This window comes from Haloarcula sp. H-GB5 (genome assembly GCF_054850705.1).
On record NZ_JBTWBG010000002.1, the window covers coordinates 584,479 to 598,672 of the forward strand.

Annotated in this window: 19 protein-coding genes and 1 tRNA gene; 7 read left to right on the forward strand and 13 right to left on the reverse strand. The window is 62.4% G+C overall.

The window, feature by feature from the left end:
- Nucleotides 1–114 precede the first annotated feature (114 nt).
- From ACYJ11_RS10975 to tmcA, 3 genes are read right to left on the reverse strand one after another with little or no spacing between them, the layout of a single operon-like run.
- The gene (locus ACYJ11_RS10975; protein ID WP_461647793.1) at nucleotides 115–279 is read right to left on the reverse strand and encodes a hypothetical protein; all 165 of its coding nucleotides are present in this window, start codon (nucleotides 277–279) and stop codon (nucleotides 115–117) included.
- Nucleotides 276–773, reverse strand: a complete 498-nt coding sequence (locus tag ACYJ11_RS10980; protein ID WP_461647794.1) for a DUF456 domain-containing protein — start codon at nucleotides 771–773, stop codon at nucleotides 276–278. Before ACYJ11_RS10980 ends, ACYJ11_RS10975 begins: the two co-directional genes overlap by 4 nt.
- A complete protein-coding gene (gene tmcA, locus ACYJ11_RS10985; protein WP_461647795.1) occupies nucleotides 770–3,097 on the reverse strand; it encodes a tRNA(Met) cytidine acetyltransferase TmcA in 2,328 nt (775 codons plus the stop codon). Before tmcA ends, ACYJ11_RS10980 begins: the two co-directional genes overlap by 4 nt.
- On the opposite strand from tmcA, the gene ACYJ11_RS10990 reads away from it, so the two are divergent.
- The 6 genes from ACYJ11_RS10990 to ACYJ11_RS11015 all read left to right on the forward strand — a co-directional run bounded on the left by ACYJ11_RS10990 (nucleotide 3,096) and on the right by ACYJ11_RS11015 (nucleotide 6,071).
- Nucleotides 3,096–4,109 (forward strand): NAD(P)H-dependent flavin oxidoreductase, encoded by a 1,014-nt coding sequence (locus ACYJ11_RS10990; RefSeq protein WP_461647796.1) that lies wholly within the window; start codon nucleotides 3,096–3,098, stop codon nucleotides 4,107–4,109. The two genes, tmcA and ACYJ11_RS10990, sit on opposite strands and share 2 nt — an antisense overlap.
- 213 nt (nucleotides 4,110–4,322) lie before the next feature.
- Nucleotides 4,323–4,685 (forward strand): 50S ribosomal protein L7Ae, encoded by a 363-nt coding sequence (gene rpl7ae, locus ACYJ11_RS10995; RefSeq protein ID WP_004593501.1) that lies wholly within the window; start codon nucleotides 4,323–4,325, stop codon nucleotides 4,683–4,685.
- 11 nt (nucleotides 4,686–4,696) lie between these two features.
- Nucleotides 4,697–4,924 (forward strand): 30S ribosomal protein S28e, encoded by a 228-nt coding sequence (locus tag ACYJ11_RS11000; RefSeq protein ID WP_004516764.1) that lies wholly within the window; start codon nucleotides 4,697–4,699, stop codon nucleotides 4,922–4,924.
- A 2-nt stretch (nucleotides 4,925–4,926) separates the two neighbouring features.
- A complete protein-coding gene (locus ACYJ11_RS11005; RefSeq protein ID WP_170098214.1) occupies nucleotides 4,927–5,283 on the forward strand; it encodes a 50S ribosomal protein L24e in 357 nt (118 codons plus the stop codon).
- Nucleotides 5,283–5,747 (forward strand): nucleoside-diphosphate kinase, encoded by a 465-nt coding sequence (ndk, locus tag ACYJ11_RS11010; RefSeq protein ID WP_461647797.1) that lies wholly within the window; start codon nucleotides 5,283–5,285, stop codon nucleotides 5,745–5,747. The genes ACYJ11_RS11005 and ndk overlap by 1 nt, the downstream gene beginning before the upstream one ends.
- Before the next feature lie 66 nt (nucleotides 5,748–5,813).
- Nucleotides 5,814–6,071 (forward strand): glutaredoxin family protein, encoded by a 258-nt coding sequence (locus tag ACYJ11_RS11015; RefSeq protein WP_461647798.1) that lies wholly within the window; start codon nucleotides 5,814–5,816, stop codon nucleotides 6,069–6,071.
- Here the strand turns inward: ACYJ11_RS11015 and ACYJ11_RS11020 are convergent.
- The 9 genes from ACYJ11_RS11020 to ACYJ11_RS11060 form a co-directional block, all read right to left on the reverse strand.
- Complete coding sequence (locus tag ACYJ11_RS11020; protein WP_188980294.1) at nucleotides 6,044–6,757, reverse strand: hypothetical protein; 714 nt, start codon at nucleotides 6,755–6,757, stop codon at nucleotides 6,044–6,046. The two genes, ACYJ11_RS11015 and ACYJ11_RS11020, sit on opposite strands and share 28 nt — an antisense overlap.
- Before the next feature lie 48 nt (nucleotides 6,758–6,805).
- On the reverse strand, nucleotides 6,806–7,210 hold the full coding sequence (gene msrB / locus ACYJ11_RS11025) for a peptide-methionine (R)-S-oxide reductase MsrB (RefSeq protein WP_188980296.1): 405 nt from the start codon (nucleotides 7,208–7,210) through the stop codon (nucleotides 6,806–6,808).
- A 35-nt stretch (nucleotides 7,211–7,245) separates the two neighbouring features.
- Nucleotides 7,246–7,319, reverse strand: a tRNA-Thr gene (locus tag ACYJ11_RS11030).
- Nucleotides 7,320–7,351: 32 nt separating this feature from the next.
- Nucleotides 7,352–7,819: a GNAT family N-acetyltransferase gene (locus tag ACYJ11_RS11035; RefSeq protein WP_188980298.1), complete on the reverse strand. Its 468-nt coding sequence runs from the start codon at nucleotides 7,817–7,819 to the stop codon at nucleotides 7,352–7,354.
- Between the two features lie 87 nt (nucleotides 7,820–7,906).
- Entirely contained in the window at nucleotides 7,907–8,482 is a 576-nt protein-coding gene (locus ACYJ11_RS11040; protein WP_170098211.1) for a CBS domain-containing protein, read from the reverse strand.
- A gap of 67 nt (nucleotides 8,483–8,549) precedes the next feature.
- Nucleotides 8,550–9,323 carry a GTP cyclohydrolase III gene (locus tag ACYJ11_RS11045; protein ID WP_005535527.1) on the reverse strand — a complete coding sequence of 258 codons (774 nt, stop codon included), beginning with the start codon at nucleotides 9,321–9,323 and terminating at the stop codon, nucleotides 8,550–8,552.
- A gap of 108 nt (nucleotides 9,324–9,431) precedes the next feature.
- Complete coding sequence (locus ACYJ11_RS11050) at nucleotides 9,432–9,770, reverse strand: DUF7344 domain-containing protein (protein WP_461647799.1); 339 nt, start codon at nucleotides 9,768–9,770, stop codon at nucleotides 9,432–9,434.
- A gap of 55 nt (nucleotides 9,771–9,825) precedes the next feature.
- Nucleotides 9,826–10,125, reverse strand: coding sequence for a DUF5785 family protein (locus ACYJ11_RS11055; protein WP_004593490.1), 300 nt, complete (start codon nucleotides 10,123–10,125; stop codon nucleotides 9,826–9,828).
- Between the two features lie 45 nt (nucleotides 10,126–10,170).
- Nucleotides 10,171–11,433 (reverse strand): PGF-pre-PGF domain-containing protein, encoded by a 1,263-nt coding sequence (locus ACYJ11_RS11060; RefSeq protein WP_461648435.1) that lies wholly within the window; start codon nucleotides 11,431–11,433, stop codon nucleotides 10,171–10,173.
- Nucleotides 11,434–12,195: 762 nt separating this feature from the next.
- On the opposite strand from ACYJ11_RS11060, the gene ACYJ11_RS11065 reads away from it, so the two are divergent.
- A complete protein-coding gene (locus ACYJ11_RS11065) occupies nucleotides 12,196–13,356 on the forward strand; it encodes a tyrosine-type recombinase/integrase (protein WP_461647800.1) in 1,161 nt (386 codons plus the stop codon).
- A gap of 261 nt (nucleotides 13,357–13,617) precedes the next feature.
- Here the strand turns inward: ACYJ11_RS11065 and ACYJ11_RS11070 are convergent, their stop codons facing one another.
- Nucleotides 13,618–14,184 carry a hypothetical protein gene (locus tag ACYJ11_RS11070; protein WP_461647801.1) on the reverse strand — a complete coding sequence of 189 codons (567 nt, stop codon included), beginning with the start codon at nucleotides 14,182–14,184 and terminating at the stop codon, nucleotides 13,618–13,620.
- Nucleotides 14,185–14,194: the final 10 nt, after the last annotated feature.

Below are 14,194 nucleotides of genomic sequence, written 5' to 3' on the forward strand. Positions count from 1 at the left end.
CCTCACTTGCCGTATTCAATCCCAATTATTATTATATTTTCTTCGTGAACGTTTGACAGCCTGCCGATCTAGTACCTACGTGTGAATTAAAGAGTCAATTCCGACGACAGTGGCCTACGGCCACTCGTCCTCGTGGCCGTCCATCGGCGACGGGACGACGCCGTCCTTCTGCGCCCAGACGCGAGCGTGGGCCGGACACACTTTCCGGTTCGCATCCCAGGGGATGTGGAGTTCGACCGCGGCTTCGGTTTCGCAGCTGTCCTCCGCACACTGTGTCATAGGAGCGCGACGGCAATCATAGTGACCAGTATCGATGCGGTCAGCAGAGCCTGAACGACGCCGGAGGCCAGCATCCCAGCAGTGGTTACCAGTGCTGCCTTCGCGCTCCCCCTCGCGTCCTCCTGACGGTAGAATTCGACGACGAACACCGTCCCGGCGACGCCCAGCAGGATGCCGAGTGGGCCGGTGACGAAAAAGAGGACGAGCGCTACGACGCCAGCGAGGGCCGCCGTCCAGTTCGACGCTCCGCCGACACGCGCGGCGACGGCCCCGCCCGCGATATCAACGGCCCACGTCAGCAGGCCGACCAGCGTCAACAGGGCCAGCAAGAGCGTTCCGGGGTCGGTCATGCCGCTGGCGACCCAGTAGAGGTAGACGCCGGCGAGCGAGACGAGCGCGCCGGGGACCTGGGGCGTGAGGCTACCGATGACACCGCCGACCAGTAGGGCGAACGCGAGTACAAACAACAGCGTTTCGAGGCCAAGCAGGCTCATAGGTGTCTGTCGAGTTCCTCCTGTACCCAAGGGTCGCCGTACAGACGCGTCAACCTTTCGACTATTCCGCCGAGAGTGCGCATACACTCACGCTCAGAGACGAACTCAAGTTCCTCGGCGACAGCCGACCAGGGGTGTGCTTGCAAGACCTTTCGGACGAGTAGGCGTTCCTCCCGCGGCGAGAGCGCGGTCGCGTCGGCCGGATTCGCCAGGTGTCGGCGGGTGAGTTCACGGAACGGTTTCGGATTCGTGTCGAGAACCGACGCGCCGCCGGGGACGCCGGCGACCAGCCGCCACTCCCACTCGGAGAGTGATACCGACCGCTCGCTGTTGTTCGCTCGAAGCACGGCCCGAACCACGTCGGGTTCACAGTCGTCGAGTGGGTCCGACAGCACTGCGGCGATTCGATCCTGAAACCACTCCCCGTGGCGCGCCGCGAGCGCCGCGCCGTCGTCGGAACAGGGGTCGAGCATCACGACGGAGTACTCGCCGCTGGTCGCGTTCCGTGAGGTGGCGAGGTGGACGGTACTGTAGCCGTTGTCCGCCCAGAAGCGGACGAGTTCCGGCGTCGCACCGTAGCTGACCCCGAGCCAGTCCACCCGTTCAGCGAACTCCGTTCTGATTTCCGAGAGGAGTTCGGAGCCGAGCCCACGGGACCGGACCGCAGCGTGGGTCGCAATGCGGAGGACCCGCTGGCCGACTGGGATTCCGGCGGCTTCGTCCCGGAGTTGCGTCGACAGCATGTCCGGGAGCATATTCCCGCGGACCCGTCCACCCTCGTACATCGTGGCCCGCGTGTCAGCCGAGAGGCCGCCTTCCTGTGCCAGCAACGCCACTGCAACGACGTGGCCTTCGTGGGTTAGCGCCCGGACGGTAAGGTTGGGGGCGTCGAGCAGTCGGGCCAGATCCGAGGGTTCCGTCCGGTAATGCGCCAGCACGAGCAGGCCGAACACCTCCCGGAGCAGGTGCTCGTCGGCGAGCAGGTCCGCTGCCGAGAGCCGGCGGTACTCGACGGTTTCCGGTGTCGCGTCCTCAATGAGCTGGTCGACCGGCGGGCGAGCGTCCAGCAACAGCGCCCGGAACGCCCACACCTCAACGGGGTCGGCGTCGCCGTATCGAATGGGTGTCGTCATCGACACGTCGCTAACGGCGTGGTTACTCTCTGACAGCCGGTCCCGGAACCGCACTGAGAAGCCCCTCCCTGCCCCCTCGTAGCCGTGAACGGTCGTGGTGAAGGCGACCGCCGGGGAATCGAGGAACTGTTCAAGCCGTCTGACCGGCAGGGCCGCGGCCTCGTCGACGATGACCACGTCGGGGTCGTCCGGAAGCAATGCTGCTTCGTCCGGCGGCGCATACCGCACAGAGCCCGCCCTCGCAATGTCCAGTCGCTGGGGGCTCGATGCCCGGTCACGCGTGAAATCGGTATCGAGCGTCTCCAGAAGGTGTCCCGCCCGCCCGAATACCTCGGCGGCGCTCCGGTACTGCGGCGCGGTTACCAGCACGTCCCGCCCCTCGACAGCGAGGTTTCCGGCTGCCAGGCCGGCGGCACTTGACTTCCCCCGCCCTCGGTCCGCCTCGACCACGACTGCCTCGCCGTCGTCCCGCAGGAATTCGAATGCCTGGACCGCGTCCCGCTGGTCGTCGGTGAGACACTGAGCGTAGGTCTCGGATCGGAACCACGCGTCGGTGGGTAGTGTCGGACTCGGAACCGGACGGCTCGGTGGCGGGTCCGTCAGGCCGTCCTGCTCGATAGTGCCCGTGTCGGCGTCGACGATAGCGATACCACGGTGTGCTCGCAGTGTCTCGACGAACCGACGGCGGAAGTGGCCGCTCACGTCTCCGACATCGAACGGCGGGACTGCGAGTGAGGCGTCGAAGCCGTCCCGCTCTTCGGGCCATCGGTCCAGCGGCGGTGCGAGGAGGACGTAGAGGCCGCAGCCGTCGACCGCACCGACGGTCCGCCCGACGGCGTCCGGCCGCAGTTCTTCGTGTGCATCGAGGACGACAGCCGTCCGGGTCCGGCCGAGAAGTTCCTCGGCGCGGGACTGCTCGTGATGCTCACAGGCGAGGAACGGCTTCGGGCCGACGACGGTCGTCTCCGCGCTGGGAACATCCGCCGCGTCGAGCGCTGCTGCCGCTCGCTCTCGCGTCTGTTCGGGGTCGCCCGCCAGCACGAGCAGCCGGCGCTCGTTCGCACGGCGGGCCTCTGCTCGAAGCGAGCGCGCGATGTCCATACCCGTGGTGGCAGACGCGCCAGTATGGACCTGACGGTCACGGTGCTGCTCAGGTACGCTTTTCACCGGACCGGACACAGTGGCCGGCATGGCTCCCCTCCAGACACCGCTCTGTTCCGAGATCGGTATCAAATACCCAGTCGTGCAGGCACCGGTCGGGAGTGTCTCGACACCGTCCCTTGCCGCGGCAGTCGCTGACGCGGGCGGCCTCGGAATGCTGGCGATGTCGTGGCGTGAGGCCGACGCGATCCGTGACGCGTACACGGACGCCGCAAACGCGACTGACGGCGTGGTCGGCGTCAACGTCGTCCTCGACGAGTCGACGGGCGTGCTCTCACCGTCGGCGTGTCTCGATACCTGTCTGGATGCGGGCGCGTCGGTCGTCTCCTTCTCGTTTGGCGATGCCGGGCCGTACATCGACCGGGTCCACGAGGCCGGCGGCACGGCGATGGTCACGGTCGCCAGCGCAGCCGAGGCTAAGGCCGCCGTTGACGCCGGAGCCGATGTCGTGGTCGCTCAGGGCCGGGAGGCCGGCGGCCACGTCCAGAGCGACGTGACGACTTTCGCGTTGCTCCCGCGGGTGGCCGACACGGTTCCGGTACCGGTCGTCGCGGCTGGCGGTCTCGGCGACGGTCGCGGCCTCGCGGCGGCGCTGACGCTCGGAGCCGATGGCGGCTGGTTCGGCACTCGGTTCGTGGCGACCGAGGAATCAGGCGCGCACGAGACATACCGGCAGCGAATCGTTGACGCGCCCGAGACGGCGACGCAGTTTACCGACCTGTTCGACCGAGGCTGGCCGGACCAGCCACACCGGGTCCTCGAAACCGACGAGGTCCAACGGCAGGCAGGCCATGATTCGGACGAAATGGACGGCCCCAGTGACGCCGATCAAATCGCACAGATGCCCGACGGCGAGCCGATTAGTCGGCTTGCTGATATGCCCCCGCTTGCGGGGATGACCGGCGATGTCGAGGCCCTGCCACACTACGCCGGCCAGAGCGCCGGCCTCGCACAGGACGTACGGCCCGCTGGTGAGGTGGTGGCCCGTCTCGTCTCGGATGCGCGGGCCGCGCTGGCCGATGCGTCGGCGGCCGCGGAATAGGCAGACCCCCCGACAGCACCCGTGTGGCGGGCTGGCACGGGATTTCGGCTTCGAAAGCGCTTTTAGGGCCGGTAGCACAGAATGGGGTACAGCCTGCGCCGAGTTGATGATGCTCCCAGCCTTTTCAGGATACACACCATCACGGTGTGACGGGCCTCGCGGCCCGGACACGGCGGGGGAGCCTGAGCTCGCGCGCAGGAGGTGAACATACAAATGCCAGTATACGTAGATTTCGACGTTCCCGCGGACCTCGAAGACGACGCCCTTGAGGCGCTCGAGGTTGCCCGGGACACAGGCGCAGTAAAGAAGGGTACAAACGAGACGACCAAGTCCATCGAGCGCGGCTCCGCCGAGCTCGTCTTTGTCGCTGAAGATGTCCAGCCCGAGGAGATCGTCATGCACATTCCGGAACTCGCCGACGAGAAGGGCGTTCCCTTCATCTTCGTCGAGCAGCAGGACGACCTCGGTCACGCCGCCGGGCTCGAAGTCGGCTCGGCCGCTGCAGCCGTCACCGACGCCGGTGAGGCTGACGCCGATGTCGAGGACATCGCCGACAAGGTCGAGGAGCTTCGGTGAGGTGACCTCGGATGAGCGCTGAGGAATCCGAAAGCAGCGGTTCCACGCCCGCCGAGGTTATCGAAGTCGTGGGCCGGACGGGGATGCACGGTGAGGCCATGCAGGTCAAGTGCCGCATCCGCGAAGGCGAGAATCAGGGGCGCATCATCACGCGCAACGTTCTCGGCCCGGTCCGCGAAGGTGACGTGCTCCAGCTCCGCGAGACGGCTCGCGAGGCCGACACCATCGGAGGGCAGTAACCATGCCCCGGACACGCGAATGTGACTACTGCGGCACGGACATCGAGCCCGGCACGGGCACGATGTTCGTCCACAAGGACGGCGCGACGACGCACTTCTGTTCCTCGAAGTGCGAGAACAACGCCGACCTGGGCCGCGAGGCCCGCAACCTCGAATGGACCGACACCGCACGCGGTGACGCCGGTGCGGTCGAGGATGAGGCCGAAGAAGTCGAAGCTGACGCTGACGAGGCAGAAGCAGACGCTGAGGCGGCTGCGGACGAGGAAGCAGACGCGGAAGAAGCTGATGCCGACGCCGACGAGGCCGACGCGGATGCTGAAGACGACGCTGACGAGGAAGCCGAGGAGGCCGAGGCCTGATGTCCGAACACGAGCGTACGTTCGTGATGGTCAAGCCCGACGGCGTCCAGCGCGGCCTCATCGGGGACATCGTCTCCCGCTTCGAGGACCGCGGCCTGAAGATGGTCGGTGGCAAGTTCATGCAGATCGACCAGGAGCTCGCCGAGGAGCACTACGGCGAGCATGAGGACAAGCCGTTCTTCGACGGGCTCGTCGACTTCATCACCTCCGGCCCCGTCTTCGCGATGGTCTGGGAAGGTCAGGACGCGACCCGGCAGGTCCGAAACATGATGGGCGAGACTGACCCCGCCGAATCGGCTCCTGGCACCATCCGTGGCGACTACGGGCTCGATCTCGGTCGGAACGTCATCCACGGTTCCGACCACGAAGACGAGGGCGCAAACGAGCGCGAAATCGAGCTGTTCTTCGACGAGGACGAGCTCGTCGACTGGGACAAGATCGACTCGTCCTGGCTGTACGAGTAACGTCAGGTCGACCGCTGCGTTTTTTGGAGCACAACCACCTTGAGGGCGGCGTCCGTACCGCTCAGTATGAGCCTGACGCTCTACCAGCTCGACGGCTGTCCGTACTGTGAGAAGGTCGCCGACCGACTGGACGACCTCGGAATCGAATACGACAGCGTCTGGGTCGAGGCGCTGCACTCGAAACGCGACGAGGTGAAGCGGGTCTCAGGCCAGCGGGGCGTCCCGATTCTGGTCGATGAGGACCGCGGCATCACGATGGCTGAGTCCGAGCGTATTCTCGAATTTATCGAGACGACTTACGCGCCCGAAGCCCAGTCGGCGTAGAGATACCGGGCGGCCGCGCCGAGACTCGCAAATAGCAACGGGAAGAAAAACAGCAGGATGAGGAGCCACAGCACCGCCGGTGCGGCCTGTCCCTCGCCCCCGCCGTCGAACATGACCGTCCGGACGAACACGAAGCTCCCTGCGAACCCCGTTGCGACATAGCCGAAGCCGATGCCAGTGCCGACGAGCGCCGCCTCTTCGAGCAGGCTGTCAGACCGGGTATCGCCGCGATAGCGTTCGAACAGTGCGCCGACGACGACCAGCGCGACAATCGGAATCAGGAAATAGACGATGGGTGGCACGCTCGCACCCTGTGCGCCGTACAGGACGTTCCGGGCGGCAGAGCCGTACACCTCTGCGTCCGATGCCGTCACCAGCGTCGGCACGTGATGAGCGTTGTACAGCACGAACCCGTACTGGACTAACCGATCCGACAGCTCCGGTAGGTCGATCGACGACGGCCCGACGAGAAACAGCAGTGCGACGAGCAGGTATTCGACAGCCAGCGTCCCGACTGCGACGCCGGCCGCGCGGAGCCACGGAAACGTTCGGAGGCTCTCGGCTAGCAGGTGACTCTCCGGCGGTGGCTGTTCGGCGGTCGCAGTCGGTGGCTCGTCGACCAGCGACTCGTCGACCGATGTTCCGGCCCCGTCGTCGCCCGCCTCGTCGGTCCCGTGTTCAGTCACGTCTAGCCGTATCAACTTCAATGACGGAAAAAAGGGTTCCGGTGGTCGCTACTCCGACTCGAAGTCGAGCGCAGCGCCGTTGATGCAGTACCGCTTCCCGCTCGGCTCCGGTCCGTCGTCGAACACGTGGCCCAGATGACCGCCACACTCGGCACAGATGACTTCTGTTCGCTCCATCCCGTGGCTGTTGTCCGCCCGCGTTTCGACGTTGCCTTCCTGATACACGTCCCAGAAGCTCGGCCAGCCGGTTTCTGATTCGAATTTCCTGTCGCTATCGAACAGTTCCGTCCCACAGCCGGCACAGGTGAATACGCCCTCGTCCTCTACATCGATGAGCTCGCTGCTGAACCGCGGCTCTGTTCCAGACTCGCGGAGGATTCGGTACTCTTCGTCGGAGAGAATTTCGCGCCACTCTTCGTCGTTGTCCGGGAGTTCTTCTTCGGATTCACTCATGCTCTGCCGTACGCCCTCCAGCGGTAAAAGCGTAAAGCCAGGGGTGGGATTTGAACCCACGAACTCTCGATTACAAGTCGAGTGCTTGGACCACCCAAGCTCCCCTGGCGCGGTTGCATACCTGCGTTGTGTGGGGACCGTTTAGAGAGTATCGTTTTCGGTCGGCTTTTCGAGCTCGATCCGGTGTGGTGCGTAGCCCTGTGCTCGATAGAACTGTCGGGCGGATTCGTTGTCCGCCATCGCCTCCAGCGCGAGGATATCCGCACCGGCCTGGCGGAGTAGCTCTTCCGCCGTATCGAGCAGTTCGCTGCCGATTCCCTGGTTCCGGTGGACTGGTTCGACGAAGATATTCTCGATGATGCCCCGCGTCTCGTCTTGTTCGTACCGGCCGCTGTCGATGGTTACCATGACGAACCCGACGATGTGTTGATCTATACAGGCGATACGGACGTTTTCGGCGACGACGCGCTGTACGACAGTCTCTCGGACCGCAGTCCGGTTCCGGTCCCCGAACAGATGTGACCCGTGGGCACGCTGGCTCTCCGCCAGTCGGACCCACAGGTCGACGATGGTGTCCACGTCATCCATCGAGGCGGTGTCGATTTCCACGGTGGTACTCCGTGTCGTACGATGAAAACAGTTCGGCTACGCCGCCGTATCCGTCCGCTGTGAGAGACGGAGACCGGTGGGAGTGGCTCAGACGTCACGACAGTCCGCACAGAGGAGCTGCCCGTTGAACGACGCCAGATCCCGTGTAAACGTGCTACAGGCGGAACAGATGCCCTGATTGTCGAACGAATCTTCGGCGGCGGACTGCATCCCGTCGGTGGTGGCTTCCTGCCCGGTCGTCGCAACCGTTGAGGGCTGTTCGGCGACGTCTGTCGACTCGCTCTCTAGCCTCGCGGTCGAGAGGATGTCGTGCTCGGTCAGCGTTCCGAGCGGCTCTCTCTCAGCCGTTACCAGAAGGAACTCGGCGGACCGGCTCGCCATTCGGTCCCGGGCCGCCGGAAGTCCAGCATCGGGGCCGATTGTCGGAATGGATTCACGCATCACGTCGCCGACGGTGGCCGTTTCTGGGTCGCCGCCGTCGACGATGTACGCCAGCACGTCCCTGTCCGTCGCGACGCCGACCGGTTCGTTCCCTCGTAACACGAGAATCGGATGCTGGTCCTCTCGGATCAGCAACTCCGTCGTTTCGAGGAGGTCGTCGGACTCGCTTGCCCCGACGTACTCTCTGTTCATAACCTCCCGCACAGTGACCTCACCGTTCATGCGTATGATTACCACATGGCTGGTCTAAAAGATACCTCCACTACGTTTATATCGTTTGACTCACAAATTACTCAGTTGTCTCGGTTTCGATGGTGACGGCCTCGCCGGTCGCCCGACAGGTCTCTAATGCGTGTTTGGCGTCCATTCCGGCCGTAGCTGCCGTCCGTCCGCGCCCGACACCGACTTTCAACTCCACGTCGACTTCCTCGCGGACGTGGTCGATGGCGTCGTGGTAATCCGCTTCGTCCAGGTCCGGGCAGACTGCGATGACGTTATCGCCGCCGACGAAAAACGACAGCGAGTCGTGGGCCTCGCGCATATACTTCATGAGTGCCGCGTATCCCTGTTCGATCTGGATGAACGTGTCGAACTCGTTGAGCTGGTCGGTGTACTTCTCGGTGGCGTCGTCGACATCGAAATGCGCGAGTTGTACGTCTGTGGGCTTCCGGAACTGCTCGTCGATCGTCTGGCCGCGTAACACTTCTCGTCGGCCCTTGTCCTGTGCACTCCCGGCCTCCTGTAGCTGCTCCGTCGCCGTTCCCAGCGCAGAGACGGGCGTCGTTCCCGTCGCGACCGAGAGGCTCATCGTCACCGGGTAGCGATTGCCGACGGATTCCTGAATGAGTGCGTGTGCCGCTTCGTCCAGTCCGTTCGTCACGGCGATCATATTGTCGAACCGCGAGAAGAAGATGTAGCCGTCGCGGTTCCCGAACAACTGTGCGAGATCAGCGTACAACCGGGACTGGAGCGTCTGCAAGTCGACTTCACGGCGGGGCTCAGGCGTCACAGTCCACGGCCCGTAGTTGTCAATCTGTATATGGGTGATCTGGGTGTTGGTCACTGTCCATCGTTCGTTTCGAAGCAACGGGTATTGCTCTATCGAAATGTACCGGCAGCGTAGACTGTAGTCCGGTCCGACCGGTGTCGGATCCCGGACATGGGAGCCGATTCAACGGAGCTCAGTCGGTACTGCATCACGTCGCTGGAGCTCGACAGTTCCGAGCATCGAATCGTATGCGACGACGTCCGTTGCCGTTAGTTTCGGGAGGTGCTCGGTGAACAGTTCCTCGGTGAGTTCGTCCCTGACAGTGTCAGGGACTGCCGCTGGCTCGATGTCACGCTGGGCCGCCAGAACCGCCGTCGCGAGGTCTGCTACGACCACTGGTTCACCGCGGTCTGCCAGTATCGAGAGCGCGCGACGGCGAGTGTCGTCCGACAACAGGTCAGCAACAACCTCCTCGGGGAGTCCCTGCTCGGCGCGGTCGCCGCTTGAAGATGTCGTCGCCATACGCGACGCTACACCGGCCTCCCACAAGTATGTGTCGTGCCCACACACTACACAATCAAGCCTGTTCGAGTCTGTACGGCCACCAGTCTGCCTCGCGCAGCGCGCGCCCGAGAGATTTGTGGAAGTCCGGGAAGTCCTCGAACTCCTCCTGGTCGACGTACTCGAAGATGTCCGCTACGCTGACGACTGTCTCATAGTCGATCCGAACCGGGTGGTCCCCGTACTGTTCGACGTACTCCTCGGCAGTCAGTGGGAAGTCCTCGTCCTCGTCGACTTTCTTCGCCAGCACAGCGTGGCCGTATTTGCGGCGGCCCTCGCTTCCTTCCTCACCGTCCGGATCGTGTGGCCAATCCATACGCGATTCTCTGGACACTGGCACAAAAAGGGTTTCTCTCCCCGCCTACAGTTCGAAGCCGCTGTCGTTCCGGCTGCCACCCCGTCGGAGGAGCACGATGACGACGCCGAACAGCAGCAACGCACCGAGAAGTCCACCGATGACCAGTACCGTACTGATACCCATGACTGTGGCTGGGAGCGGTCCGAGTCCGCCGTCACCGTCAACCGCGGGTTCGGTCTGGACCGCTGGCTCCGTTCCCGTCGGCTCTGTCTTCGGCTCGGCACCGCCGTTCTCGTCGGTCTGGAGCTGGCTTTCGGTTACCTGAACCTCGCCGGCGTTGACGTCGTTGAAGCCGATCTGGAACGTCCCCGGCGTCGTCACGACCGTCGACAGTGTCACCGTCTGTTCGGTGTCCGCTGGCACAGTCATCGAGGTCTGGTTGACGACTTCACCGTCGACCAGCATCTGCGCGTCATAGGTTCCCGGGGCACTGCCAGCGTTTTCGACAGTTCCCCTGACGGTGACACGATGTCCATCTGTCGCCTGTTCGTTGACGACTGACGTTCGCGTGACGGAGAACGACGGCTCGATTTTCCCGATGGCGTAAGCCGTCGCTCCTTTGGTATCCGCCTCGTAAACGACGCGATTGGGCTGTTCCGAAGCGACAGCCGTTTCGGCGGCTTTCCAGGAGCCGTTGACGCGATGATACACGCGGACGTCCTGTGCGGCTATCCCAGCTTGCTGGAGTGTTGACCGGTTCAGTGCAAACTGCATCGACGACGGTTCGACGCCGTCCGACGACCCGACAGTCACCACGCCGAACACCGATGCATCATCACCGGATGGCACCGAGATGTCCGCCGCACTGGGATCGGTGTACTCCGTCACGTCCTGCGTGAACGCCTCCTGTGACGCGTTGACCGTCCAGGACTGGAGCGTGAACGAGCGGTTCGCTGGCCCCGAGACGTTCATCACGTAGGGTTCGTTCGTCGGGACCATCCCGCCGCGTATCTTGAGCCGCCGCGTAGTCTGGTCCATCCGCTTGGTCTCAACTATCGCGGGCTTGACTCTGACCCGTCCGGCCGATTTCCCCGGGCTCTGGACCTTAATCCTGTACGTTCCGGGGGTGTCGAACTTCAGCGCCCGTGTTCGCTCAACTGCGGAGTCAGCATCGACGACTACCCGCTCGGTCGCTCTCGTTGTACCGTTTACTACGTACTCAATGTTCGTCGCACCGCCCGAGCTGCCGGTGTTCTGGACTGTTGCGGTGACGTTCACCGAGTCACCGGCGAGTATCGTATTCGTGTCTTTCGACGCGCCGGACACGAACAGACTCGGTTCAGCAACAGCAGGCCCTGCCGCCGTCACTGCGAGGAGGAGGGCGACGACACACACAGTCAGGAGGCCCGACCAGTGCTGTCTCGGGGACCTATCTTCACGTACCATTACACGGATATAATCCCGACCATCGACATAAAACCGCCTGATTGCCGGAATCCAGTATACTGTCCCTACGAGTCAGAAAGCGGCGAATTCTGTGCCCTCCTTTTGTGCAGTCCTGAACTGGGCCGAATGCCGTGTGGGTCGTGCTCGAACCGGAGTAAGACGGCCGAACGCACGACGTTGCGTCGGCTACGACTCGCTGGCACCTCATCTCAGTTTGTGCACTCACCACTCACAGTTTTCTGTGTCGCAAAATACGGTGGGACTGGGATTTGAACCGGAGCAAGACGGACGCACTCACTGTGTTCGTGCGCTGCGACTTGCAGGGTTCAAATCGCCAGTGCGTACCGATGGCTCCTCGCGTATTCGCTCGGAGCAATACGGTGGGACTGGGATTTGAACCCAGGAATCCGTGAGGATACCTGCTTTCAAGGCAGGCGCAATAGGCCGCTCTGCCACGCCGCGGAGTCTACACACGTCTGACTCCGCGACTTCCGCCCGAAATCGCAGGATGTCGGTCGGAACCACCGCGTCCTCGTGGCGTTCACACCACGGAGGACTACACAACATGTCGAATGCCACCGCGCCTAGCTTGAATCGCTCACGACAACCCCGTCCCACGGTTTCACGGGGGTGTGCCAGCTAATGGCTACAGACGACTACTCGGACGCTTTCGAGAGGCAACACACTGAGGAAAACAATGCGGTCAAAACAGACGCGGGCCATATCGTCTTGATACCCGAACCCACCCGCGAATTGCTCAACGACCGCCAACGGGTTGATTATCGGAACCACCGTAAGCGGTGGGTCAAGTGGTTGCTAAACCTTGGCAAGAACCCCGATAAGGCGGACGGCTACGCATTCGGAGTTGCCAAACGCCGCGCCCACGACACCGATATGTTTTATCGGTACGTGTGGAGTGACCACGCGGGTCGATACACTACGACGGTGACTCACGAACATGCTGACGCCTACATGAAACAACTCGCGTATAGCGACTACTCAGAGTCTCACAAGTCGAACGTACAGAAAGCCCTCATGTCGATGTTCCGCTGGCGAGACGACACCGACGAATGGGACCCCGAAATCACATTCAGTGGAGGGAACCAAACCGCTCCACGCGACTACCTCACCCGTGAGGAACGAATCCGATTGAGAGAGGCGGCGCTTGAATACGACAGCATACCCGCCTATTCGTGGATGTCGCCAGATGAACGGGACCGCTGGCGCGAGTATCTGGCGTTCCGTCTGGATAAGCCATTGTCCGACGTTCGGCCCGCAGACTTCGAGGACGCGGATGGATACAAATACGCCAGTATAGTCTGTGTGTCTTTGGACTGTGGGCTTCGACCTGTGGAAGTTGGGCGGGCGACTGTTCAGTGGGTAGATACGGATAACGCTGTCCTCCGCATTCCTAAAGAGGAATCCAGCAAGAACCGCGAGAACTGGATTGTTTCGCTCAAACGCTCCACCGCTGAACTTCTCCAAAACTGGTTAATTGAGCGAGAATTATACGACCGCTACGACGGAACAGACGCCCTTTGGTTGACCCGCCACGGTAATCCTTACAGCTCGTCCTCACTTTCGGGATTGCTTGAGCGACTGGCGGACGTAGCTGATATTGACACGGAGAACCGTTCTCTGAGTTGGTACAGTCTCCGTCACTCGGTCGGTACCTACATGAGTCGAGAGGAAGGGCTTGCTGCGGCGCAAGCGCAATTGCGACACCGCAGTATCCGCACGACAGTCAAATACGATGCCGCGCCAGTGGAGGACAGACGGGACGCTCTTGACCGCATGGGCTGACAGTCATAACTACCGCCATCACTCGGTAACCCACTGTGCGTAGCAGATAGTGGAGGGAGGTGGGACACACTCCCCCCGTGAGAAGTGGTTGTCATCAGCCAGTGCATCCACTTGTCGTTATCGTTGTTTTCTGTTGGAGTCTCCTGTTAGAGTCTTCGGCTACTGCATAGCCGTGTGGAGGTTTTCTCACACGGCTTTCCCCAACACCGCAGAGATACATCTATCGCGGTTTTGAATACTCAAAAAGAAAGAGTGGCTACATTACACTTCTTTTGTGACCCTTTCAGTAGCCCACTCAAGCGAGGTGTAGCCTTTCGTGAGCCGTGCGTCCACCTCGATAGCGAACCACTCGATAGTCTCGTACACGTCGAAGGGTGCGATGTACTGAACGATACCAAAAGCGAGGGCTTCACGTCCACCGTGGTAACCAAAGGCGCGGGCGTCTACCTCTGCGGCAAGGTCGCTCGCTTCCTCCACACGCCCTCGGTCAAGGTCGGCGTTCTGTGCGTACGTCTCGACAAGCCGTCTCTTATCGCGCTCGTTCACGTTGACCTTCCCAACGTCCTCGGGAGAGGCATCGTTAGCGCGGTGACTGTCAACGCCAGCGTTCCGCGCCCACAAACCACTGTACTTCTCGGCTCGTGTGCGCCCGTCTAACAATCTTTCAGAAGGATTGTATTGCCCTTCTGCGGGACGGTCACCGTAGAACGTCGTTTCTGCCGCTACCTCTTGCTGTGTCGTGTAGTTGTCATTCTTCTGCTGTTCGTCTTCGATGTCGTTGGACTGGTAGTCGATACCAGCCGCTATTTGATGTTCTGCTACTGCCATAATTTCCCCA